Here is a 21,921-nt window from a genome sequence, read left to right as displayed (position 1 = left end):
GCCCCTCCCGAGCCGGGCCGAAGCGCCGTCGGCCCCGCTCCCGAGCCGGGCCGAAACGCCGTCGGCCCCGCTCCAGGACTACCCGTCTCCAGGACTACCCGGCAGATGAAGCTTGACCTGGAGCACACTCCAGGTTCTACGGTTTCTCCATGACCAGCGAACAGCCCCTCCCGCAGGAGCCGACGCTCACGATCGCCCAGGTCGTCGAGCGCACCGGACTCTCGCACGACACGCTGCGGTACTACGAGAAGGCCGGCCTGATCCAACGGGTCGGCCGGACCACCGGGAACCAGCGGCGCTACGAGGCGGCCGACCTGGCCTGGCTGGAGTTCCTCATCCGGCTGCGTGAGACGGGCATGTCGATCGCGGACATGCAGCGGTTCGCCGAGTTGCGGGCGCGTGGCGACGTCACGGTTCCCGACCGGCTCGCGATGCTCCGGGAGCACCGCGCCGACCTCGCGGACCGCATCCGGGCGCTGCGCCGCAACGCGGCCTCCCTCGACGACAAGATCGACCACTACGAACGGCTGCTCGACCAGCCGGGATCGGACGCACTCTCATGACGCTCACGAACACCGCCACCACTCGCCAAGAGCGCTTCGAGCACGGCCTTGAGGTCCTCAAGCGCGTCGACGGCGAGGCCGGAGAGCGCGTCGTCGACGCGCTCGGCGACATCAATCCCGAACTCGGCCACCAGATCGTCTCCTGGGCCTTCGGTGACATCTACGACCGGCCCGGACTCGCCCCGCGCGACCGCCAGTTGGTGACGCTCGGCATGCTCACCGCGCTCGGCGGCTGTGAGACGCAGTTGGAGGTGCACGTCAACGCGGCGCTGAACGTGGGCCTTTCCCCGGACGAGATCGTGGAGTCGCTGCTGCACTCGGCCGTCTACTGCGGCATACCGAAGGCGATGAACGCGAGCCTGGTCGCGAAGAAGGTCTTCGCCGAGCGTGGGCTGCTGCCCGCCGGACAGCAGCCCACGTCTCCGGTTACCGCTGTCTGATCCGCAGGAAGGTCACGGAGTTCGCCGGGAAGGTGTAGGTGAACTTGTCGGTGACGCCGTCGAAGGTGGACTTCACGGGGGCGACCGCGGTCACCGTCTGCGAGTTCACCGCCTCCGGCGCGGCCTGGAGGGTGGTGACGGCGGCCTTGCGGCCCACCTTCGCCCCGCCCAGGTCGATCGCGGTACGGGCGTCCGCCGCCTGCGCGTTGACGACCTTGACGATCAGGTCGCCGGTCCTCGCGTCCCGCGTGACGACCTGACGGAACGGCTCCGCGGGCTTGTCGTCCTTGAAGCTCCCCCACTCCTGGCCGTCCAGGTAGAGGGTCACCTGCCGGCCGCGGACCTTGACGTCCACGTCGTACGCCTTGCCCGTCTCGATCGTGCCGGGCTTGGAGATCAGGGTCGACTTGCCGCCGTCCACGGCCTGTTCGACCGCGGTCGTGGTGTTGTTCCAGCCGCCGAGGTTCCACCAGTAGTAGTTGCCGGTGTCCTTGACGCCGAAGGCGACGAGGAAGCCCTCCTTGCCGGACTTCTTGGTGGCCTTCACGTGCAGGTCGTAGTCGTGCCAGGCCGGGTCGCCCGCCGACACCATGGTGTTCTCGGCGCCCACGTCGGTCTGCACGTACTGCCCGTCCTGGAGGCTCCAGCTCCCGCCGCCCGTGTGGGTCCACCGGGAGGCGTCACCGCTGAAGTCGTCGCTGAGCAGCGTGGTGCCGTCGGCGCCGGTCACCAACACATCGTCGTACGCCGCCGTGGTCGCCCAGGTCGACAGGCCGACGGCGCCGGAGATGGGCGCGCTCAGCGAGGGCGTGGTGGTGGCCGTCGACGGCACCACCCGGTCGCCGACGTTGTTCATGAACAGCTTCTGCACCTCGTAGTCGGCCGAGCCCCACGAGGCGTGGTTGTTGAACCAGATCATGTCGGGGCGCCACTGCACGTAGTCCTCGTTGGCGAGCAGCGGGGCGTACGAGGCGAGCTTGACGACGTCGGCGTTGCGCTCCAGGCCGGTCATGTACGCGGCCTCGGCGAGGGCGTTCTTGAAGGTGTTGCCACCGGAGGCGTACTCGCCGAGGAAGACCTTGGGGCCGTTCCTGTCGTAGGAGTCATAGCGGTCGTTGTTCTGCAGGAACCACTGGGTGCTGTTGTAGTAGTGCTCGTCGACCATGTCGACGTTCGCGTCCTTGTTGAGCTTCCAGGCCGTGTCGAAGGTGGTGCCCGAGTCGTCGGGTCCGGCGTTCGAGATCACCTTGATGTTCGGGTACTTGGCCTGGATGGCGGCGCGGAACCGCTTGAAGCGGGCGAAGAACTCGGTGGGAAGGTTCTCCTCGTTGCCCACCTCCAGGTGGGTGAGGTGGAAGGGCTTGGGGTGGCCCATCGCCGCCCGCTTCCTGCCCCACTCGCTGGTCACCGGCCCGTTGGCGAACTCGATGAGATCGAGGGTGTCCTGGATGTGGCGCTCGAGGAGCGCGTCGTCGTCGGTGGCCTTGTTCTGGCCGCAGCCGGTGACGAGCGCGGGCACCACGGGCAGCGGCATCGCGCCTATGTCCTCGGCGAACTGGAAGTACTCGTAGTAGCCGAGCCCGTAACTCTGGTTGTATCCCCAGAAGTTGGAGTTGGTGGCGCGCTGCTCGACCGGTCCGATGGTGTCCTTCCACTGGTACGAGCGCTGACGCTGATAGCCCGAGGCCTCGTCGTAGCCCTGCATGCTGCCGGTGTTGACCAGGCAGCCGCCGGGGAAGCGCACGAAGCCGGGGTGCAGGGCGGCGATCTTCTCGGCGAGGTCCTCGCGCAGGCCGTGGCCCTTGTACGTGTCCCGGGGGATCAACGAGATCATGTCGAGCGCGACGGGAGCGTCGGCGCCGACGGTGAGGCGCCCGGTGGTGCTGTCGCGGGTGGCGGTGAACCTGGCCCGGTACTTGGCCCAGCCGCCGCGCGCGGTGACCTGCCGGGCCTCGGCGAGCGCGCCGTCGGCGTCGTGCAGCGTCACGGTGAGCGGCGTCCTCGCGTCGGCGCGGGCCCAGACCGAGAAGTCGTACGTCTTGCCGCTCTCGACCCTGATCCCGGTGTTGTAACCGGAGTTGGTGACGGACGATCCGGCGCCCAGGGCGAGGTAGGTGCGGTTGCGGGCGTTGAGGCGACCGTCGTCGTCCACGGTCGTCGCGGTGCCGGTGGTGGCCCAGGAGGTGAGCGGCGTATAGGACCTGTTGTCGGCGGTGTTGTACTCGAACGACCGGTTCTGTACGAGTTCCGCGTACAGTCCGCCGTCCGCGGCGCGGTTGATGTCCTCGAAGAAGACGCCGTACATGGTGTCGTCGATCTTCGCGCCCGAGGCCTTCGGGTCGACGGTGATCGCGTAGTCGTTGACGTCGGCGGCGGCGTGGGCGGGCCCGGGAACGACGGCTGAGGCCACCAGGAGGGTGGTGGCCGTGAGTCCGAGTCTCCAACGGGTGCGGGTGCGTGACATGGATACTCCGCGGCTCTGTGGTGTTGAGTTGTTCGAAGTGTTGAGTGTTCGAAATTTCGGACAATGATCAGTACTTCGAACGGCAAGATAGGGAGGGGGTCAGAGCGCGTCAATGGGTCGCGCGGCATCGCGTGGGACGGAGAGCGGGACGGTATGGGCGAGTTCTGGCCAGTGACGGACGTGCTCGCCCACCTGGACGGGAGCTGGCGGGTGGAGCGCTCGGTGCGGGATCTCGCGAGCGGTGCGGAGGGACGGTTCACCGGGACGACGGTTTTCGGCCCGCTGGAGGAACCGGGATCTCCGCACGGACTTCTGCACCAGGAATCCGGCACGTTCGTGTGGCAGGGCACGTCCCGGCCCGCCGAACGGACGCTGCGGTTCCTGCCGGGGCCGAGCCCGGCGGCGGCCCTCGTCCAGTTCTCCGACGGTCGCCCCTTCCACGACCTGGACCTGAGCACCGGCCGGTACGTCGCCGACCACCCGTGCGCGGCGGACCTCTACCGGGGCGAGTTCACGGTGCGGGACGAGGACCACTGGCGCACGGTGTGGCGGGTGGGCGGCCCCGCCAAGGACCTGGCCCTCACGACCGACTACACACGGCTGCCCCAGGCCCTGTCGTCACATTCCCGTCTGCCCCGCGAGCGGACGACGGGAATGTGACGACAGGACCTAGGCGCGCTGCGGCACGCCTTCCAGGCGTAGGTTCCAGCGGCCGTTGATGCCGGTGAGGGTGATGGTCGACAGGGGGCGGACGTCGATGTTCCAGTACGCCGACGGCTGGGCCTTGAGCGCGTAGACGAGCGCGGCCCGCACCACCGAGGGTTCGGCCACCGCGACGATCTGGCTGCCGTCGTCCGCCGGGCGGGTGTCGAGCCAGCCGCCGACGCGGGAGATGAAGGAGGTCAGGGACTCGCCGCCGTGCGGGACGGAGCGCGGATCGGCGAGCCAGGCGTCGACCGCCGACGGCTCGCGGGCCATCGCCTCACCCAGCGTGAAACCGCGCCAGCGGCCCATGTCGCAGTCGCGCAGCGCGGGCTGCGCCAGCGGCGCGTACCCGAGGGCGTCGCCGGTGGCGCGGCTGCGCGGGGTCGGTGAGCAGTAGCGCAGCTCGGCCGCCGCCAGTGGCACCAGTTCGGGGGCGGCGCGCAGCACCTCGTCCCAGCCGGCCTGGTCCAGCGGCCGGTCGTCCTCGAAGCGTTCGGCCAGCAGCGAGGAACTGCGGGCGGCGGCGACGAAAGTGACCCGAAGATGCATGCGGAGATCGTGGAGCGCGGGACTCCGCAGGTCAAGAGGTGTAACGCAAGGTATACGCAGGCTTGGCGGAGTGTGCTTGCCGAAGCGGACTGGGGCCGGGCCCCGGGGGGATCCCCCCGGGGGCCACGGGAGCGGTCAGCTGTCGGAGGCGTCGAGGTCGGTGTCGGGGATCCAGGAGCCGTGGATGCCGCCGGTGACCCGGCGCGGGAGGTGGACGGTGGCGATCCGGTCGAGGCCCGAGGCGTCCAGGACCAGGAGCTGTGAGGCGTCCTGCTTGAGGTCGGAGACGACGGTGAGCAGGTAGCCGTCGTCCTCGCGGATGGCGCCGGCGGCGGGGACGAACACGGCCTCGCTGGGCAGGCGCGCGTCCCCGGCCCGGTGGAGTCGGCGGGCGCCGGTGGTGCGGTCGTACTTGACGATGCCGTAGCCGCCCTGGCCGTCCTGGTCGGGGAAGGAGACCGCGTACTGATAGCGGTGCTCGGCGCCGAGGAACTCCTCGTTGAGGGTGGGGAATTCGACGGCGAGGTCGTCGGTGATCTGCTCGTCCACGCTGCCGGCGGCCAGGTCGATGACCCATCGGCGGTTGTAGGAGCGGGTGTTGGGTTCGGCGCCGCGGCCGGGAGCGCCGACCCACCAGTTCCAGGAGAGCTGGAAGCCTTCCCGGTCCACGGCCGGGCCCTCCAGAACGATGCGGCCCTGGGCGTCCTCGTAGGCGTTGGCGGCGTGCAGCATGTTGCCCGGTTCGACGGAGAACCAGCGGATCTTCGCCGCGCCCTGCGGGCCGCGGGGCATGACGCCGATCCGCGCCGGCTGCGCGTCGTTCCAGCCGTAGGGGATGCCGGAGTGCTCGGTGGGGTCGAAGGTGACGGTGCCCTCGACGAAGACCACGTGGTGGCGGGTGATGGCGAAGTCGTGTTTGAGGGAGGCGGTGGCGCCCGGGATCTCGGCGCTGTGGGTGATGTGTCCCTTGGCGTCGGCGACGTAGTACATCAGATGGGGCGGGAACGGCGAGGAGCCGAAGAAGTGCAGCTCGCCGGTGACCGGGTCGGTCTTCGGGTGGGCGGTCATCGCACCGCGCAGCGTGCCGTCGAAGTCGTGGGCGCCGACCGTGTCGAGGTCCCGGGTGAGCTCGTAGGGGAAGTTCGCCTCGCACAGGGCGAGGAGGCGTCCGGCGTGCTCGATGACGTGGGTGCCGGCGGTGCTGGCGGTCAGGTCCGGGCCGTGCTCGGTCATGTAGGGGGCGCCGTCCAGAGCGGGCGTGCGCACCCAGCGGTTGCGGTACCACTCGGCGCGGCCTTCGCGGAGGCGGATGCCGTGGACCATGCCGCTGCCCTTGAACCAGTGGGTGGGGGTGACGCCGGGCTTGGGGTTGTGGCTGTTACGGATCAGCCGGCCGGTCAGCTCCGGCGGCAGGGAGCCCTCGACGGTCAGCTCGGTGGCGGTGATCTCGTCGACGGCCGGGGCGTAGTGGCCGATCAGGTAGGGCTTGTCGGTGCTGGTCATGGCAGGAACCTCGCTTCTCGGGGCGGTGGTGATGGCTGGGCAGGATTGAGGTGGTGTCAGCCGGTCTGCTCGGCGCGGGCCTTGAGGGCGGCGAGCCAGCTGGTCAGGGACTCGTGCAGGGCCTGTCCGAGTTCCGTGGCCGCGGCGTCGACGGGGGCGCCGCTCCAGGACTCCTCGGTGTGGACGGTGACCTGACCGCCGGTCTGTTCGAAGGTCCACACGTGGACGCCCTCGATGCCGCCCGCCGGGCCGCCCCAGACCAGGCGCTCGCCGGGGACGATCTCTCGGACGGTGGAGGTGATGTCCAGGCCGTGGGTCTTCCAGTCGAAGGAGTTGCCGGGCAGCAGCGGGCCGTCGAGCTCGGCCTGGTCGACGTCCGCGTTCCAGCTCGGCCAGGCGTCGATGTCGGTGTGCAGGGCCCAGACACGCTCCAGCGGGGCGTCGATCGTGGTGGACAGGCGGACGATGACGGGGGCGGTCTCGTCGATGGTGAACATGGCGCTTCTTCCTCTCGGTGGATCGGGCGACGGGTCAGCGGGTACGGAGGGTGCACGGGGCGGCGTTCGCGGTGGCCGGGGATTCCCCGTCCGGGGTCCGGCCTCGTCGGGTCAGGAGAGCGGCGAGGACGGCGGTCGCGGCCAGGACGGCGGCGGAGATGCCGAAGGCGGTGCGGTAGCCGGCGGTGAGCGCTTCCAGATGCGGCTGGTGGGCGGCCGCGTGAGCGGTGGTGGTGCCGGCGAGGGTGGCCAGGACGGCGAGGCCGATCGCGCCGCCGACCTGCCGGGAGGTGTTCACCAGGCCGCCGGCCAGCCCGGCGTCCTGCCGGGCGACGCCCTCCACGGACAGGGCGGTGAGCTGGACGAAGGCGATGCTCAGGCCCAGTCCGATGAGGATGCTGGGGCCGAGGACGTCGGCGGGATAGCTGCCGCCGGCGCTGATCCGGGACAGCCACAGCAGTCCGGCGGCCTCGGTCAGCAGTGCGCCGGTCACCGTCGCGGCGGCGCCGATCCGACGGGAGATCCGCGGGGCGAGGGTGGAGCCGAGCATGTTGGCCGCGGCGAGCGGGAGTTGCCCCAGGCCGGTGACCAGCGGGCTGGAGCCGAGGACCTGCTGCTGGTAGAGCGGCAGGAAGAAGAACAGGGCGATCCACACCGAGCCCAGCAGCGCCATCAGCCCGTTGCCGACGGTGACGCGACCGGCGCGGAACAAGCGCGGCGGCAGCAGCGGATTCGGGTGACGGCGCTCGACCAGGACGAACGCGGCCCCCAGTACGGCGGTGACGGCGAAGGCCCCGAGGACGGCGGTGTCCGTCCAGCCCGAGCGGCGGGCGGTGGTCAGGCCCCACACCAGGGCGGTCAGCGCGAGTGTGACGGTGGCGGTGCCGGGAAGATCGAACCGGCCGCGGTCCAGGACCGGGGTCCGCGGCACACTGACGGCGGCGCCGACCAGGACGAGGCACGCGCCGACGGCGACGGCGTAGAAGATCCACTGCCAGCCCCACGCCTGGGTGAGGACCCCGCCGAGCAGGACTCCGGCCGCGCCTCCCGCGCCGGACACCGCGCCCCACACGCCAAGTGCCCTCCCCCGCCCGGGTCCTGGCGGGAACAGGTCCATCACCAGGGCCAGCGCCGCCGGGGCCGTCGCCGCCGCGCCCAGGCCCTGCACCGCACGGGCCGCGATCAGGACCGAGGACGAGGCGGCCAGCCCGGCCGCCAGCGAGGCGGCCCCGAACACCGCGAGCCCCGCGAGCAGCACCCGGCGCCGGCCGATCAGGTCGGCCGCCCTTCCACCGGCCAGCAGCAGCGCGCCGAAGGCCAGGCCGTAGGCGTTGACCACCCAGGTCGTGCCGCTGTCCGACAGCCCGACGCCGGCGCGGATCTGCGGCAGGGCCACATTCACGATCGAGGTGGCGAGCACGACGGTGAACTGCGCCCCCGCCAGAGCCGCGAGCGCCGCTCCGGGGCTGCGGGTGGTGTCCGTGATCCTCATGACATTCTCCTTGTGTGGTCAACCACTCACACTTGATGCCCAAAAAATGGCGGGGCCGTGTGCCCCGCCGACAGGCCCGGCCGCGCGACCGCGCCGGGCGTCAGTAGTGCGTGATGCCCGCGGACAGCGTTCGGATCCAGGGGGCGTCCACCTCGTCGGCCACCATGGAGACGATGAGGTGGCACAGCATGCCGCGCGCGAAGAACTCCTGGACCTGCCCCTCGGTGCCGCCGGACGCGCCCCGGACGTACTCCACCAGCCGGGCGTAGCCATGCCGGACCGCCTCACGTACAGCCGGCTCGGAGACGGCCGCGGCCTGGGCGTGCAGCTGAATCAGCATCAGGTCGTTGTCGCTGATCAGCAGCGCGTAGGCGTCCCCCATGGCCTCCAGCACCACCTCGGCGGAGCTGCCCTTCGCCTCGGCCGCCGCCCGCTCCAGACTGGCCCGGACCAGCACGAAGCAGTGCTCGACCACCGCCGTGAAGAGCAGCTCCTTGTTCGGGAACAGGCGGTAGACGTACGCCTGCGAGATGCCGGCCGCCTTCGCCACCTCGGTCGTGGTGGTGCCCCAGTAGCCACGCGCCGCGAAGGCGCCGATGGCGGTGCGCAGCACCGTCTCGCGGCGCTCCTCGGCGGTGGACAGCTGACGGGGCCGTTCGCTCTTCATGTGAGTACTCAACCACTCACACTCTTGGGTGTCAACGCACCCGCACCCGCTCAACCCGAGCCGGTCACCTCAACACCCCGTCGCACGCCGCCCTCAGCCGTCGTACCCCCTCCGTGATCTCCCCCGTCCCCCCGACCGCCGCGAAACTCAGCCGGAGGTACCCCGCAGGGGGCTCCGCGCTGAAGTAGGGGCGGCCGGGGGCGACGGCCACGCCCTCGCGGAGGGCCGCGGAGACCAGGGCGGACTCGTCGGTGCCGTCGGGCAGGCGGAGCCACAGGTGGTAGCCGCCGGAGGGGATGTGGGGCAGCGCGAGTTCGGGGAGCGTCAGCCGCAGCGCGGTCGTCATCGTGTCGCGGCGGTTCCTCAACTCGGCGGACACGGCCCGCAGATGACGGGGCCAGGCGGGCGAGCCGACGAGTTCGAGCGCGGCCTCCTGAAGGGGACGCGGCACGAAGAAGGTGTCCACGACCTGGATGGCGCGCAGTCGTTCGAGTACCGGGCCGCGCGCGGCCAGCGCGCTAACCCGGAAGCTCGGCGAGGTCGCCTTGGTCAGAGAGGAGACGTGCACGACGACCCCGTCCGGATCCTCCGCGGCCAGCGGACGCGGCAGCGGCCCCGCGTCCTCGTGCACGAGACGTCGTACGAAGTCGTCCTCGATGACGAACGCGCCCGCCTCGCGCGCGATCCGCACCACCTCGGCGCGCCGCTCGGGGGCGAGTACGGCGCCGGTCGGGTTCTGGAACAGCGGCTGGCAGACGAACACCCGGGCGCCGGTCGCCCTGAAGGCGTCGGCGAGCAGGTCCGGTTTCACCCCGTCCGCGTCGACCGGTACGGGTACCGGCCGCAGGCCCGCCGCGCGGGCGATCGCCAGCATGCCCGGGTACGTGGGCGACTCGACCAGGACCGGGGCCCCCGGCGGGGCGAGTGCCTTGAGCGCGGTGGTCAGCGCGGACTGGCCGCCCGCCGTGACGAGCACCTCCGCGGCGGTGATCGCACCGCCGATCCCCCGCGCGAACCACTCGCGCAGCTCCGTCAGCCCCTCCATCGGCGGCCGCGACCAGGCGCCGGGACGCCGGCCCGCCCTCGCCAGGGCCGCTCCCATGGCCCGCTCGGGCTGGAGCGAGGGGTGCAGATAGCCGCCGTTGAACTCGACGACGCCGGGCGGCGGGGCGGCGAGCGAGGCGAGGACCCCGGAGGCGTCCACCGTGCGCGGGACGAGTTCCGTCGCGGCGTCCGCGCTCAGCGTGACCTCCTGCCAGGAGGTGTCCCCTGCGGGTGCGGCGGACGTACGCGGGTGCGCACGGAACGCGCCGGCGCCCGGCCGGGTCACCACCAGCCCCTCGGCGGCGAGCTGAGCCAGTGCCCGCGACACCGTCACCGGGCTCACCCGGAACCGCTCGACGAGCGCCCGGCTCGATGGCAGCTTTCCACCGGGCGAGTAGCGGTTCAGCTCCCGTCGCAGCCGATTCGCCAGATCTCCGACACTGCTACGCTCTTGCATGACAGCACAGAGTAGCGCTATCGACCAGATCGGGATAGCGGTCAGCGCGCCCGGGACGCCCGAGCCGGAGCCCTCGGCGGACCGCCGTTCCGGCACCCTTCAGGCCGCCCTCGGCGTCACCGCCTTCTCCCTCACCTTCCCCGCCACCGCCTGGGGCCTGGAGGGCTTTGGCCCCTGGTCGCTGGTGGCCGTGCGCAGCGTCCTCGCCGCCGTCATCGCGGGCGGCTGTCTGCTGGCGCTGCGCGTGCCCGTACCGGCCCGCCGGCACTGGGCGGGGCTCGCCGTGGTGGCCGCCGGTGTCGTGCTCGGCTTCCCCCTGCTGACGACGCTCGCGCTGCAGACGTCCACCACCGCCCACGCGGCCGTGGTCGTCGGGCTGCTGCCGCTCACGACCGCGCTGCTGTCGGCGCTGCGGACCGGCGCGCGCCCCTCACGGATGTTCTGGGGCGCCGCCCTCGCGGGCGCGGCCGCGGTGATCGCGTTCACCGTGCAGCAGAGCGGTGGGGCGCTGAGCAGCGCGGACGCCTATCTCTTCGGGGCGCTGCTGATCTGTGCCGCGGGCTACACCGAGGGCGGCAGGCTCGCCCGGACCATGCCGGGGTGGCAGGTCATCGGCTGGGCGCTGGTCCTGTGTCTGCCGCTGTCGGTACCGGGCGCGCTGGTGGCGTTGTCGTACGAGCCGGTCCATCTGTCGGCGCACAGTGTGGCGGGGCTGCTGTGGGTGGCCGCCGGATCACAGTTCCTGGGCCTGGTCGTCTGGTACCGCGGGATGGCGGCGATCGGAATTCCGAAGGCCAGCCAGTTGCAGCTAGCGCAGCCGCTGCTCACACTGGTGTGGTCGGTACTGCTCCTCGGCGAGCAGCTCACACCGGCCGCACCGCTGACGGCGGCGGCCGTGCTGATCTGCATCGCGCTCACCCAGCGAGCGCGGGGCTGAGCCCCAGGACCGTTACTCCCGCTGATGACGAGGAGACCCTTCAGATGCATGCAGACGTGGGCGACAAGCTCGTGCAGCACGGCAGGGTTGTCGGACAGCACGACAAGGTCGCGGAGATCACCGAAGTAATAGGAACGGAGGGCACGCCCCCGTACCGCGTGCGCTTCACGGACGGACACGAGGCGATCTGCTCACCGGGCCCCGACTCGGAAATCCGTCACAAGGACCCGCTGTAGACATTCGGTCACAAGAACCCGCTGTGGACATTCGGCAGATTCAGCGCGCGGGTCGCGCCGGCCGCTGGTAGTGGTCGGTCACGACCCGCGCCATCGCTCCGACGCGGTCGACGTCGACCTCCTTGGCGGAGAAGAAGGCGTGTCCGCGCACTTGGGTGTGGTCCCGCGCGAAGGTGAGGTGCCGGGAGAGTTCGGCCGGGTCCTGCCAGACCGCGGGCTGGGCGGGGTCACCGGCCTTGTAGAGCGCTTCCCCGATGTACAGCTCCACGCCCGTGCCCTGTGTGACCGCCGCCCACCAGGGCACGAGCTTCGCGTAGTCGGCCGCGGCGAAGCCGAGGTTCCAGTAGACCTGTGGGACGACGTAGTCGATCCACTGCTGGCGGACCCATTTCCTGGTGTCGGCGTGCAGATCGTCGTACGTCTGCACGGCGGCCCGGGTGTCCGAGCCCCGCGGGTCGGTCGCGCTGTTGCGCCACACCCCGAACGGGCTGATCCCGAAGCGGGTACCGGGCCGGATCAGCGGAATGCGGGTGGCCGTCTCCCGCACCAGCCTGTCGATGTTGTCGCGCCGCCAGGCGGCCCGGTTCGCAAAGCCCGCGCCGTGCGTCCGGTACGTGGCGTCGTCGTCGAAGACCTGTCCCTCGGCCGGGTACGGGTAGAAGTAGTCGTCCCAGTGCACGGCGTCGATCGCGTACGTCCGCACCGCGTCGAGCATCGCGTCCTGGACGAAGGCGCGGACCTCGGGCAGCCCGGGGTTGTAGTAGAGCCTGCCGCCATAGGGGACGACCCAGTCGGGGTGCTTGCGGGCCGGGTGGGTCGCCGCAAGTCTGCCGGGGTCGGTGTGGTTCGCGATGCGGTACGGGTTGAACCAGGCGTGCAGTTCGAGGCCACGCGCGTGGGCCTCCCGCACCGCGGTGCCGAGCGGGTCCCAGCCGGGGTCTTTGCCCTGGACGCCGGTGAGGTACTGCGACCACGGCTCGTACGACGAGGGCCAGAACGCGTCGGCTGTGGGGCGGACCTGGAAGAACACGGCGTTCAGGCGGTGGCCGACCGCCCTGTCGAGGTGGGTGAGGAGTTCGGCGCGCTGCTGGGCGGCGGACAGGCCGGTCCGCGAGGGCCAGTCGCGGTTGGTGACGGTCGACAGCCACATGCCCCGCAGCTCGGAGACCGTCCGTCGGCGACCGGGCCCGGGGGTTGCTCCGGCACGGGGTACGTCGGCCGGGTCCCCCGCCGTGACAAGACCCGGCTCCCCCGTCGTGACAAGACCCGCCAGCGTCGCCATCGCCGCCACGGTGAACGCCCGCCGCGACCCCCGCCTCGTCCCCGCCGTCCCCGCCGTCCGCCCCACTTCACCCCGCTCCTTCACACTCTGGATCCGCCCGGTCACGGAACGTCTCCTCGGCCAGGATGCCCCACCCGAGCGATCGATCATCGATACTTCGGAGTAACGTGCACGGGACGTGCACGATCGGAGCAGGCACCGAACAACGGGGGTCCTGCGACAGCCGTAGATCAGCGAAGGGGACGATGTGACGGACACCGCGGGAGACATCACACGCGTCGGAGTGGTGGGCTGCGGCCAGATGGGAGCGGGCATCGCCGAGGTCTGCGCCCGCGCGGGTCTCGACGTCAAGGTCGCCGAGACCACCGGTGAAGCCCTGGAGATCGGCCGTACCCGGCTGTTCAACTCCCTCTCCAAGGCCGCCGAGCGCGGAAAGATCTCAGCGGACGAGCTCACCACCACCCAGGAGCGGCTCAGCTTCACCACGGACCTCGGCGAGTTCGCCGACCGCGATCTGGTGATCGAGGCGGTCGTCGAGAACGAGCAGGTGAAGACCGAGATCTTCCAGGTGCTCGACCAGGTGGTGACCCGGCAGGACGCGATCCTCGCCTCCAACACCTCCTCGATCCCGCTGGTCCGGCTCGCGGTCGCCACCTCGCGCCCCGACCAGGTCGTCGGCATCCACTTCTTCAACCCGGCCCCGGTGCAGCAGCTCGTCGAGCTGATCCCGGCGCTGACCACCTCCGAGGGCACCCTCGGCCGGGCTCAGCTGTTCGCCGAGAAGGCCCTCGGCAAGCACGCGATCCGCGCCCAGGACCGCTCCGGGTTCGTCGTCAACGCGCTGCTGATCCCGTATCTGCTCTCCGCGATCCGGATGTTCGAGTCGGGCATCGCCAGCCGCGAGGACATCGACAACGGCATGGAGCTGGGCTGCGCCCACCCGATGGGCCCGCTCAAGCTCTCCGACCTGATCGGCCTGGACACGGTGGCCTCGGTCGCCTATTCGATGTACGAGGAGTACAAGGAGCCGCTGTACGCCGCTCCCCCGCTGCTCCAGCGCATGGTCGACGCGGGCCGGCTCGGCCGGAAGTCCGGCTCGGGCTTCTACACCTACGCCTGATCACGTACGGTCGCCCCCTTTCGTACTGTCACTTGATTACGTACGGTGAAACTCAGGCGTACGCGGGCCCGGCACCCCTTTCGGTGCCGGGCCCGCGCCATTCACACGCCGTGTGCGCGCCGGGCTCGCATATGCCCCTCGCACACGCTCCCCACGTGTCCACCAGGCGAGTTGACTTTCCGTGCGCATCCAAGGGATGTGACGACTACGGAAAGGAGCGGACCCGTGACCGCCGACCCGGAGCATCCCGTGGTCCATGGAGAACTCGCAGAGTTACGCCGTCGCCTCGACGTGGCATACGCACGTGTCGAGGGAGGGCATGCCCTGCTCAGTCACCGCGCCGAACAGACCGCCAAGGAGATCGACGACCTGAGCGCACGGGTCGTCGCCCTGGAACACACCCGCTGGCCACTGCCCGCGATCGCGGCCCTCACGGCCGTGGGCGCACTCGCCGTGGCGGTCTGGCAGGCTCTCGGGCGCTAGCCGCCTAGCGTTCAGGACGCCGTGGGGGGGTAGATCGGGGTAACGCGTCCTGCCCGAGCCTGAGGTGATGCAGGAGGAGTAGCGCGGCAGCCATATTGGCGGCCGGGACCTCTCCGCGGGCGACCATGTCGGGGACGAGCTTGAGGGGAACCCATTCCCGACGGTCGGACTCGAAGTCGTCCACGGGGTGTCCGATGTACGCGCCTTCGTCGGCCCAGAAGATGTGGTGCCGGGCGTCGGTGAGCCCGTTGGAGGGCTCGACGCTCATCAGATGGCGCAGGGGTCCCGGTCGCCAGCCGGTCTCCTCCTCGAGTTCGCGGGCCGCCGCGACGGTGATGTCCTCGCCGTCCTCGACGACGCCCGCCGCGAGTTCCCAGCCCCAGCTGTCGGTGATGAAGCGGTGCCGCCACAGGAGCAGCACCTCATTGGCCTCGTTCACCACCGTGGCCACGGCCACGGGACGCAGCCGTATCAAGAAGTGATCGAGGTGCCGACCGTCCGGCAGCTCGACATCTGCGAGATTGACGCTGAACCAGCGGTTTGCGTACACAGTTTGTTCGTTCTGTTTCGTCCACTGCACGGTTCTGCCACCTTCCGCCGAGTAGATGGCAATATCGCAGCAGGAGCGTCCTGACAGCAGGCGCACAGCAGCGCACAGTGCACGGTGCGGCGGCGGGACTCGGTGGTCTACAGCGGTACGCGCAGTGCCCCGTCGATGAGTTCGGCGGCCTCGGCCGTGCCCGCACAGCCGCTGCGCACCAGGTGTTCGCGTACCGCGCGCAGTCTGTCGCGCAGCCGCTGGGACTCCATTCCTCGGGCCTGCTCGGCCATTTGGACGGCGGTGGCCACCGCCTTGTCGGCATTCCCCTGCCGCAGCTCGATCTGACTGAGCATCGCAAGACGGTGCACGCGCCCCCGGTCGTGCGCCGGAGTGTCCACCGCAGCCTCGGCGTGCGCCGCGGCGGCCACCAGGTCACCGAGGCTCAGCAGTGCCTCCGCCACCTGTACGTTGACCAGACCGGGCTGGACATAGCCGGTCTCGTCCGGTTCGTAACCGCGCCGGATGCGCTCGGCGGCCTGTTCGGCACGCCGGATGCAGGACAGCGCGCTGCTGCCGTCGCCGAGGTGTGCGTACGCCTTCGCCTGCATGGCGTAGAGGTCCGAGGCGAGCGCCGGGGTGATGTGCCGCCCGGCGGCGCGCAGCGCGGCCTCCGCGAAGGCGACGGCCTGCCGGTGCTCGCGCATGAACAGCGCCTGGTTGACCAGCAGGGCTATGACGTACGCCCCAAGACCCCGGTCCCCGCTGGCCTTCGCCAGCCGCAGCGCCTGGTGGAAGTAGCGCTGGGCGAGCCCGTGCGCGTCGGAGTCGTAGGCGCAGATCCCCGCTATGGCGACCAGGCCGCCCGTCGCACGGTGGAGTTGGCGGCCCGTGGCGTCGGGGTAACTGCCGCGCAGCAGGGGCGCGGTCTCCGCGTTGAGGAAGCCGACGATCCGGCTGCGGGTCGCCACCCCGCCCGCCTTGCGGTACATCTGCTCGTAGTGGGCGCGGGCCGCGCGCAGCATCTCGATGTCGGCCATGCTCACGTGGTGGCGGCCGCCGCGTGAGACGTCCACGTCCTCGGGCGGGTTCTCCCACTCCCACACGGGCATCACGGCGGGCGTTCCGGTGACGGCCGGGGCGCCGAGGAGATGCGGGCGCTGCTGTTCGTCCGAGCGCCACAGGGCGGTGGCGCGCTCCACGAAACCGGAGAGCGAGGTGCCGTGCGGGGCGGACGGCTCGCCGGGCACACCGAGGCCGATGTCGTCGAGGGTGACGGGCCGGTGCAGGCGCCCCGCGAGCACTTCGCAGATCAGGTCGGGCACCTGACCGCGCGGACGCTGGCCCTTCAACCACCGTGCCACGGCCGTGTGTTCGTATCTGAGCGCGAGGCCGCGTGCCCTCCCCGCCTGGTTGACATGCGCGGCGAGTCCGGAGTGTGAGATGCCGGCCTCGTCGAGTATCGCGTCGAGCAGAGTGTTGGGCTGCATTCGGGCCCCCGGATGGCTCGGTGGCGACAGTGCGGTCAGAGTAATCCGTCCCTCGCGCTTGTGGGTCCCCCTTCACACGGGGTGTGAACCGAATGCCCGTATCCGTACGGTGTGCACGCTGTCGCGCAGAGTTCCCGGCCTGTTGACTGAAATGCCTCGCAAGAGGCCGGCCGGGCCGCCGGCTCCCCCTCGTACAGTGCGGCGGCCCGGCTCCGCCGGTTGAGCGGGGTCACCGAGAGAGCTGTGCCTACCCGATGTGGCGGGCCACGGTGCAGCCCTGCTGCGTCGGGACGACTCGGCTGCGGTCGTTGCGGAGGATCAGTACGGCCACGTCGTCCGCCGGTCTGCCACCGGTGTGGCGCAGCAGGCGGGTGAAGACGGCCCTGAGCACCGCCTGCGGGGAGACGGGCTGGGTACGGACGGCCTCGGCGAGCGTGGCGGGCAGCGGGAAGAAGCAGCCTCGCTGGTCGCGGGCGTCCTCCACTCCGTCGGTGTGCAGGAACAGGGCCTCACCGGGGAGCAGCCGGCCGCACCGGGTGGCCGCCAGTTCGGCGGGGAGCGGGAACGGGCCGAGCGGGGGCAGCGGTTCGGCTCCCGTGAGTGGTTCCACGCGGCCGGTGCCGAGCCGGTACGGCGATGGGTGACCGCAGTTGAGGGCGTACACCTCGCCGTCCCGGCGGATCTCCAGAAGCAGTACGGTCACGAACTCCTCGGCGACCGGGCTGTCGGCTTCCGGGCCCGCCGAGGGGTGTTCGCCGCGCGCCCGCTCGCGCAGGTGCCGGGCCAGGGCGCGTTCCAGCCGCCGCAGCACACAGGCGAGTTCGGGTTCGTCGTGCACGGCCTCGCGGAAGCTGCCGAGGACGGCGGCGACGGTTGCGATGGCGCCGAGGCCGTGTCCGCGCACGTCGCCCATGACGACCCGTACGCCGTGCTCGGTGGCGATCACCTCGTACAGGTCACCGCCGATGCTCGCGCCATGGTCGGCGGAGAGCTGGGCCGCGGCGATGTTGAGACCGTCGATGCGCGGAGGCAGCGGTCGCAGCAGCACGCTCTGGGCGGCGCCCGCGACCTTGCGGATCTGCCTCAGCTCCCGCAGCAGCGCCCGTCTGACGTGGACGATCAGCCCGGTGCCGACGGCGAAGAAGACGGCGCTGGTGACGATCCGCGCCTCCAGCCCGTCCCGCTGGGCGAGCGGGCAGGTCATTTTGTAGGTGATGGCGATCGCGCCCCAGGCGGTGGGCAGCCCCAGGCTCAGTACCCGCCTCAGGGTCCGTCGCTCGGCCCGGCGCACCGTCCGGTCGAGACCGTCCGGCGGCCCGCCGCCGTGGACCGTCCGGGCCAGTCGCACTCGGGGTCCGCCCCGGCGCACCGCCCGGACGAGCCCGGCCCGCAGACCGCTCCCCCGGTGCCGCGCCCGGAGGCCCACCCGGGCCGGCCCCCGCGAATTCGTCCGGGACGTCGCCCTGCGGGGAGCCCCAGCCTTGATACGGATCATGCCGATTGGCCCCCCAATAGGCCCTGACAGCGCAGACGACCTCCAAGAGGCCGGTCCGATTCTGTCGACCGCATGCCCCGATCGGGCCAGATCGCCCCGACTTGCCACCCGAATGAGTGACACAGCTTCGGACAACCGCATTTATGCAGGTGGGCCAGGGGAAGCGCGTGCCAAAGGGGCGCGGGGAACTGCGCGCCCAGCCACGACATACGCGCGGCCGAAGGACAACCCGCAGTTCCCCGGCACTGCCAACGGAGCTAGCTCCGCAACACCGCCCCCGTGCGCTCAGCGGCGAGCGCCACGGCCACGTCACGCGCCGCGGAGGCCTCGTCGACGGTCAGCGTGCGGTCGTCGGCACGGAACCGCAGCGCGTAGGCCAGGGACTTCTTGCCCTCGCCGAGCTGCTCACTGTTCTCGTAGACGTCGAACAGCCGGATGGACTCCAGGAGTTCACCCGCGCCCTCGCGCAGCGCCGCCTCGACGTCCACGTGCGGGACGGTCTTGTCGACGACCAGAGCCACGTCCTGGGTGGCGACCGGGAAGGTGGAGATCTTCGGGCCCTTGGGGAGGCCCGCGCTCGCCTCCTCCAGCGCGTCCAGGTCGAGCTCCATCGCACAGGTGCGCACGGGCAGACCCAGGGTCTTCAGGACACCGGGGTGCAGCTCTCCGGCGTACCCGATGACCTTCTCCTGGCCGTCGACGACGACGGCCAGTTCGGCGCAGCGACCCGGGTGCCACGGCCCGTACTGCCCGGAACGGACGAGGAGTTCGGTCCCCGCCTCGCGGGCGAGCGAGCGCGCGGCCTCGATCGCGTCGGCCCAGTCGGCCGGGCGGCCCTGGCCCCACCAGCCGGCCTGCTCGCGGGCGCCCGCGAGGACGACGGCGGCGTGCCGGGGCTGGACGGGGAGCGCGGCCGTGAGGGACGCGATCTCCTCGTCGGTGGGACGTCGGTCGACGGGCAGACGGCCCGCGACGCGCAGTTCGTCCTGCGGCTGGAAGACGAGGCCGGTCTCGAAGAGCGCCAGGTCGTGGCTGCCGCGGCCGTCGTTGCGGCGCAGGGCGTGGAGCAGCCCCGGCAGCAGCGTCGTACGGAGCGCGGGCTCCTCGTCGGAGAGCGGGTTGACCAGCTTGACGACCTTGCGCTTCGGGTCGTCGGCGGCCAGGCCGAGCTGGTCGAAGACGTGCTCGCCGATGAACGGGTAGTTCAGTGCCTCGACGTATCCGGCGCCGGCCAGCGCGCGGCCGAACCGGCGGTGCAGCCGCTGCCGGCCGGTCAGGCCCAGGCCCGCGGGGGGCTTCGGCAGGGTCGAGGGCAGGTTCTCGTAGCCCTCGAGCCGGATGACCTCTTCGGCCAGGTCGTTCGGGTCCGTCAGGTCGGGCCGCCAGGACGGCACGGTGACGATCAGCTCGTCCTGCCCGTAGACGTCGCAGCCGACCTGCTGGAGGCGGCGGACGACGGTCTCACGGCCGTAGTCGACACCGGCCACCTTGTCCGGGTGGTTCGCCGGGATGATGATGCTGTGCGGCGCGGAGGGCGCAATGACCTCGGTGACCCCGGCGTCGGCGGTGCCGCCGGCGAGGAGGACGAGGAGGTCGACCGTGCGCTGGGCGGCGGCGGAGGCGGCCTGCGGGTCCACGCCGCGCTCGAAGCGCTTGGACGCCTCGGAGGCCAGCTTGTGACGGCGGGCGGTGCGGGCGATCGAGAGCGCTTCGAAGTGCGCGGCCTCGATGACGACCTCGGTGGTGGTGCCCTCGGTGTCGTCGATCTCCGTGTTCGCGCCGCCCATGACGCCCGCGAGGCCGATGGCGCCGCGGTCGTCGGTGATGACCAGGTCCTCGGCGTCCAGCGTGCGCGTGACGCCGTCGAGGGTGGTGAGCTTCTCGCCCTGCTCGGCCCGGCGCACACCGATCGCGCCCTGGACGCGGGTGCGGTCGTACGCGTGCAGGGGCTGGCCGAGCTCCAGCATGACGTAGTTGGTGATGTCGACGGCGAGGGAGATCGGGCGCATGCCCGCCTTCTGGAGCCGGCGGCGCAGCCAGATCGGCGAGAGGGTCTCGGGGTCGAGGCCCGTCACGGTCCGCGCGGTGAAGCGGTCGCAGCCCATCGGGTCGGAGACCCGCACGGGGTAGCCGAACGCGTTCGGGGCCGGTACGTCGAGCAGCGCGGGGTCCATCAGCGGCAGGCCGTAGGCGATGGCGGCCTCGCGGGCCACGCCGCGCATCGACAGGGCGTAGCCGCGGTCGGGCGTGACGGCGATGTCGAGGACCTCGTCGACGAGCTGGAGCAGCTCGATCGCGTCGGTGCCGACCTCGACCTCCGGCGGCAGGACGATGATGCCGCCGCTGCCGTCGTCGCCCATGCCCAGCTCGTCGCCGGAGCAGATCATGCCGTGCGAGGTCTTGCCGTACGTCTCGCGTGCGGCGATCGCGAAGTTGCCGGGCAGCACGGCGCCGGGCAGGACCACGACGACCTTGTCGCCGACGGCGAAGTTGCGGGCGCCGCAGACGATCTCCTGGAGCTCACCCGTGCCGTTGGCGGTGCCGACGTCGACGAGGCAGAAGCGGATGGGCTTCTTGAAGCCCTCCAGCTCCTCGATGGACTGCACCTGGCCGACGACCAGGGGACCCTTGAGGTCGGCGCCGAGCTGCTCGACGGTCTCGACCTCGAGGCCTGCCGAAATGAGCTTGGCCTGGACGTCGCGGCCGGTCTCCGTCGCCGGCAGGTCGACGTACTCCCGCAGCCAAGAAAGCGGGACCCGCATCAGATCTCCATCCCGAACGGCCGGGTGAACCGGACGTCACCCTCGACCATGTCTCGCATGTCTTCGACGTTGTGGCGGAACATCAGCATCCGCTCGATGCCGAACCCGAAGGCGAATCCGCTGTACTTCTCCGGGTCCACACCGCAGGCGACCAGCACCCGCGGGTTGACCATGCCGCAGCCGCCGAGCTCGATCCAGCCCTCGGAGGAGCAGGTCCGGCAGGGGCGGTCGGGGTTGCCGACGGACTCGCCCTTGCAGACGTAGCAGAGCATGTCCATCTCGGCGGACGGCTCGGTGAAGGGGAAGTAGTTCGGGCGCAGCCGGGTCTTCATGTCGGCGCCGAAGAGCGACTGGACCATGTGGTCGAGGGTGCCCTTGAGGTCGGCCATGGTCAGGCCCTCGTCGACGGCGAGGAGCTCGATCTGGTGGAAGACCGGGGTGTGCGTGGCGTCCAGCTCGTCCGTGCGGAACACCCGGCCGGGGCAGACGACGTAGACCGGCGGCTCGCGGTCCAGCATGGCGCGGGCCTGCACGGGCGAGGTGTGGGTGCGCAGCACGACACCGGACTCGCCGTGGTCGCCCGTCGGGCCCTCGACGAAGAAGGTGTCCTGCATCTGCCGGGCCGGGTGGTCGGGCGTGAAGTTCAGGGCGTCGAAGTTGAACCACTCCGCCTCGACCTCGGGGCCCTCGGCGATCTCGTATCCCATGGACACGAAGACGTCGGCGACGCGCTCCATCATGGTGGTCAGCGGGTGGCGGGCGCCGGCCGGTACGCGGTCGTACGGCAGTGTGACGTCCACCGCCTCCTCGACCAGCACCCGGGCGTCACGCTCGGCCTCCAGCTCGGCCTGGCGGGCGCCGAGGGCCTTGTTCACCGCGCCTCGCGCCTGACCGACCAGCTTGCCCGCGGCGGCCTTGGCGTGCGGGGGCAGGGCTCCGATCTCGCGGTTGGCGAGGGCCAGCGGCGAGGTGCCGCCGGTGTGGGCGACCTTGGCCTCCTGGAGCGCGTCGAGGTCACCGGCGGCGGCGAAGGCGGCGAGCGCCTCGTCCCGCATGCGCTCGATCTCTTCCGGTTTCAAGGCCTCGACCTCTACAGGGTCGTACGACTTATTCGGTGCCGACATCTCTTCCCGTGCTTCCGGTTGGCTGGCGGATGGTCCCCGTCCCGACTCGGGGGACGCATGGTCCCTGAAACGG

At 71.1% G+C, this 21,921-nt stretch carries 20 protein-coding genes; 7 read left to right on the top strand and 13 right to left on the bottom strand.

Annotated elements, in window-relative coordinates:
• The first annotated feature begins 149 nt into the window (after positions 1–149).
• Positions 150–563, top strand: a complete 414-nt coding sequence (locus tag ACFVWD_RS02605) for a MerR family transcriptional regulator (RefSeq protein ID WP_101406173.1) — start codon at positions 150–152, stop codon at positions 561–563.
• The gene (locus ACFVWD_RS02600) at positions 560–1,003 is read left to right on the top strand and encodes a carboxymuconolactone decarboxylase family protein (RefSeq protein ID WP_389593483.1); all 444 of its coding nucleotides are present in this window, start codon (positions 560–562) and stop codon (positions 1,001–1,003) included. The genes ACFVWD_RS02605 and ACFVWD_RS02600 overlap by 4 nt, the downstream gene beginning before the upstream one ends.
• Here ACFVWD_RS02600 and ACFVWD_RS02595 read toward each other — a convergent pair.
• Positions 990–3,467 carry an alpha-L-arabinofuranosidase C-terminal domain-containing protein gene (locus ACFVWD_RS02595; RefSeq protein ID WP_389593481.1) on the bottom strand — a complete coding sequence of 826 codons (2,478 nt, stop codon included), beginning with the start codon at positions 3,465–3,467 and terminating at the stop codon, positions 990–992. The genes ACFVWD_RS02600 and ACFVWD_RS02595 overlap by 14 nt on opposite strands.
• Positions 3,468–3,620: 153 nt before the next feature.
• Here ACFVWD_RS02595 and ACFVWD_RS02590 point away from each other — a divergent pair, with 153 nt between their 5' ends.
• Entirely contained in the window at positions 3,621–4,127 is a 507-nt protein-coding gene (locus ACFVWD_RS02590; RefSeq protein ID WP_389593480.1) for a DUF6314 family protein, read from the top strand.
• Positions 4,128–4,136: 9 nt separating this feature from the next.
• On the opposite strand, the gene ACFVWD_RS02585 is transcribed toward ACFVWD_RS02590, so the two are convergent.
• From ACFVWD_RS02585 to ACFVWD_RS02560, 6 genes are all read right to left on the bottom strand, one after another.
• Entirely contained in the window at positions 4,137–4,721 is a 585-nt protein-coding gene (locus ACFVWD_RS02585) for a histidine phosphatase family protein (protein WP_389593478.1), read from the bottom strand.
• A gap of 135 nt (positions 4,722–4,856) precedes the next feature.
• Positions 4,857–6,224 carry a carotenoid oxygenase family protein gene (locus tag ACFVWD_RS02580; RefSeq protein WP_389593477.1) on the bottom strand — a complete coding sequence of 456 codons (1,368 nt, stop codon included), beginning with the start codon at positions 6,222–6,224 and terminating at the stop codon, positions 4,857–4,859.
• A gap of 56 nt (positions 6,225–6,280) precedes the next feature.
• Positions 6,281–6,721 (bottom strand): SRPBCC family protein, encoded by a 441-nt coding sequence (locus tag ACFVWD_RS02575; protein WP_389593475.1) that lies wholly within the window; start codon positions 6,719–6,721, stop codon positions 6,281–6,283.
• A 34-nt stretch (positions 6,722–6,755) separates the two neighbouring features.
• Positions 6,756–8,213, bottom strand: a complete 1,458-nt coding sequence (locus ACFVWD_RS02570) for an MFS transporter (RefSeq protein WP_389593473.1) — start codon at positions 8,211–8,213, stop codon at positions 6,756–6,758.
• A 100-nt stretch (positions 8,214–8,313) separates the two neighbouring features.
• Positions 8,314–8,880 (bottom strand): TetR/AcrR family transcriptional regulator, encoded by a 567-nt coding sequence (locus ACFVWD_RS02565; protein WP_168490122.1) that lies wholly within the window; start codon positions 8,878–8,880, stop codon positions 8,314–8,316.
• A 64-nt stretch (positions 8,881–8,944) separates the two neighbouring features.
• Positions 8,945–10,381 carry a PLP-dependent aminotransferase family protein gene (locus ACFVWD_RS02560; RefSeq protein ID WP_389593472.1) on the bottom strand — a complete coding sequence of 479 codons (1,437 nt, stop codon included), beginning with the start codon at positions 10,379–10,381 and terminating at the stop codon, positions 8,945–8,947.
• Here ACFVWD_RS02560 and ACFVWD_RS02555 point away from each other — a divergent pair.
• Both ACFVWD_RS02555 and ACFVWD_RS02550 read left to right on the top strand, forming a co-directional pair.
• Entirely contained in the window at positions 10,380–11,318 is a 939-nt protein-coding gene (locus ACFVWD_RS02555; RefSeq protein WP_389593470.1) for a DMT family transporter, read from the top strand. The genes ACFVWD_RS02560 and ACFVWD_RS02555 overlap by 2 nt on opposite strands.
• 44 nt (positions 11,319–11,362) lie before the next feature.
• On the top strand, positions 11,363–11,554 hold the full coding sequence (locus ACFVWD_RS02550) for a DUF1918 domain-containing protein (RefSeq protein ID WP_054230651.1): 192 nt from the start codon (positions 11,363–11,365) through the stop codon (positions 11,552–11,554).
• 40 nt (positions 11,555–11,594) lie between these two features.
• On the opposite strand, the gene ACFVWD_RS02545 is transcribed toward ACFVWD_RS02550, so the two are convergent.
• Entirely contained in the window at positions 11,595–12,836 is a 1,242-nt protein-coding gene (locus ACFVWD_RS02545) for a glycoside hydrolase family 10 protein (protein WP_389593550.1), read from the bottom strand.
• 247 nt (positions 12,837–13,083) lie between these two features.
• Between ACFVWD_RS02545 and ACFVWD_RS02540 the strand changes: the two genes are divergently transcribed.
• Both ACFVWD_RS02540 and ACFVWD_RS02535 read left to right on the top strand, forming a co-directional pair.
• Positions 13,084–13,956 (top strand): 3-hydroxybutyryl-CoA dehydrogenase, encoded by an 873-nt coding sequence (locus tag ACFVWD_RS02540; protein WP_389593468.1) that lies wholly within the window; start codon positions 13,084–13,086, stop codon positions 13,954–13,956.
• A 225-nt stretch (positions 13,957–14,181) separates the two neighbouring features.
• Complete coding sequence (locus ACFVWD_RS02535) at positions 14,182–14,439, top strand: hypothetical protein (protein WP_389593467.1); 258 nt, start codon at positions 14,182–14,184, stop codon at positions 14,437–14,439.
• Positions 14,440–14,443: 4 nt separating this feature from the next.
• On the opposite strand, the gene ACFVWD_RS02530 is transcribed toward ACFVWD_RS02535, so the two are convergent.
• From ACFVWD_RS02530 to pheS, 5 genes are all read right to left on the bottom strand, one after another.
• A complete protein-coding gene (locus tag ACFVWD_RS02530) occupies positions 14,444–15,019 on the bottom strand; it encodes an NUDIX hydrolase (RefSeq protein WP_389593466.1) in 576 nt (191 codons plus the stop codon).
• Positions 15,020–15,126: 107 nt separating this feature from the next.
• The gene (locus ACFVWD_RS02525; RefSeq protein ID WP_382175914.1) at positions 15,127–16,467 is read right to left on the bottom strand and encodes a transcriptional regulator; all 1,341 of its coding nucleotides are present in this window, start codon (positions 16,465–16,467) and stop codon (positions 15,127–15,129) included.
• Between the two features lie 247 nt (positions 16,468–16,714).
• A complete protein-coding gene (locus tag ACFVWD_RS02520) occupies positions 16,715–17,671 on the bottom strand; it encodes a PP2C family protein-serine/threonine phosphatase (RefSeq protein WP_389593548.1) in 957 nt (318 codons plus the stop codon).
• A gap of 548 nt (positions 17,672–18,219) precedes the next feature.
• Positions 18,220–20,724, bottom strand: coding sequence for a phenylalanine--tRNA ligase subunit beta (gene pheT / locus ACFVWD_RS02515; protein ID WP_389593464.1), 2,505 nt, complete (start codon positions 20,722–20,724; stop codon positions 18,220–18,222).
• Positions 20,724–21,848, bottom strand: coding sequence for a phenylalanine--tRNA ligase subunit alpha (pheS, locus tag ACFVWD_RS02510; RefSeq protein WP_095855645.1), 1,125 nt, complete (start codon positions 21,846–21,848; stop codon positions 20,724–20,726). Before pheS ends, pheT begins: the two co-directional genes overlap by 1 nt.
• Positions 21,849–21,921 lie beyond the last annotated feature (73 nt).

The organism is Streptomyces sp. NPDC058086, from assembly GCF_042885015.1.
GTDB lineage: Bacteria > Actinomycetota > Actinomycetes > Streptomycetales > Streptomycetaceae > Streptomyces.
The sequence above is the reverse complement of the archived record's forward strand: the minus strand, read 5'-3'. Positions and strand labels throughout refer to the sequence as shown.

Bases quoted from the DNA above. Each gene is read 5' to 3' on its own strand.
- ACFVWD_RS02550 (WP_054230651.1), top strand. From the start codon at position 11,363: ATGCATGCAGACGTGGGCGACAAGCTCGTGCAGCACGGCAGGGTTGTC.
- ACFVWD_RS02605 (WP_101406173.1), top strand. From the start codon at position 150: ATGACCAGCGAACAGCCCCTCCCGCAGGAGCCGACGCTCACGATCGCC.
- ACFVWD_RS02520 (WP_389593548.1), bottom strand. From the start codon at position 17,671: ATGACCTGCCCGCTCGCCCAGCGGGACGGGCTGGAGGCGCGGATCGTC.
- ACFVWD_RS02590 (WP_389593480.1), top strand. From the start codon at position 3,621: ATGGGCGAGTTCTGGCCAGTGACGGACGTGCTCGCCCACCTGGACGGG.
- ACFVWD_RS02580 (WP_389593477.1), bottom strand. From the start codon at position 6,224: ATGACCAGCACCGACAAGCCCTACCTGATCGGCCACTACGCCCCGGCC.
- pheS (WP_095855645.1), bottom strand. From the start codon at position 21,848: ATGTCGGCACCGAATAAGTCGTACGACCCTGTAGAGGTCGAGGCCTTG.
- ACFVWD_RS02525 (WP_382175914.1), bottom strand. From the start codon at position 16,467: ATGCAGCCCAACACTCTGCTCGACGCGATACTCGACGAGGCCGGCATC.
- ACFVWD_RS02545 (WP_389593550.1), bottom strand. From the start codon at position 12,836: ATGGCGACGCTGGCGGGTCTTGTCACGACGGGGGAGCCGGGTCTTGTC.
- ACFVWD_RS02575 (WP_389593475.1), bottom strand. From the start codon at position 6,721: ATGTTCACCATCGACGAGACCGCCCCCGTCATCGTCCGCCTGTCCACC.
- ACFVWD_RS02570 (WP_389593473.1), bottom strand. From the start codon at position 8,213: ATGAGGATCACGGACACCACCCGCAGCCCCGGAGCGGCGCTCGCGGCT.
- ACFVWD_RS02560 (WP_389593472.1), bottom strand. From the start codon at position 10,381: ATGCAAGAGCGTAGCAGTGTCGGAGATCTGGCGAATCGGCTGCGACGG.
- ACFVWD_RS02565 (WP_168490122.1), bottom strand. From the start codon at position 8,880: ATGAAGAGCGAACGGCCCCGTCAGCTGTCCACCGCCGAGGAGCGCCGC.
- pheT (WP_389593464.1), bottom strand. From the start codon at position 20,724: ATGCGGGTCCCGCTTTCTTGGCTGCGGGAGTACGTCGACCTGCCGGCG.
- ACFVWD_RS02595 (WP_389593481.1), bottom strand. From the start codon at position 3,467: ATGTCACGCACCCGCACCCGTTGGAGACTCGGACTCACGGCCACCACC.
- ACFVWD_RS02600 (WP_389593483.1), top strand. From the start codon at position 560: ATGACGCTCACGAACACCGCCACCACTCGCCAAGAGCGCTTCGAGCAC.
- ACFVWD_RS02585 (WP_389593478.1), bottom strand. From the start codon at position 4,721: ATGCATCTTCGGGTCACTTTCGTCGCCGCCGCCCGCAGTTCCTCGCTG.
- ACFVWD_RS02555 (WP_389593470.1), top strand. From the start codon at position 10,380: ATGACAGCACAGAGTAGCGCTATCGACCAGATCGGGATAGCGGTCAGC.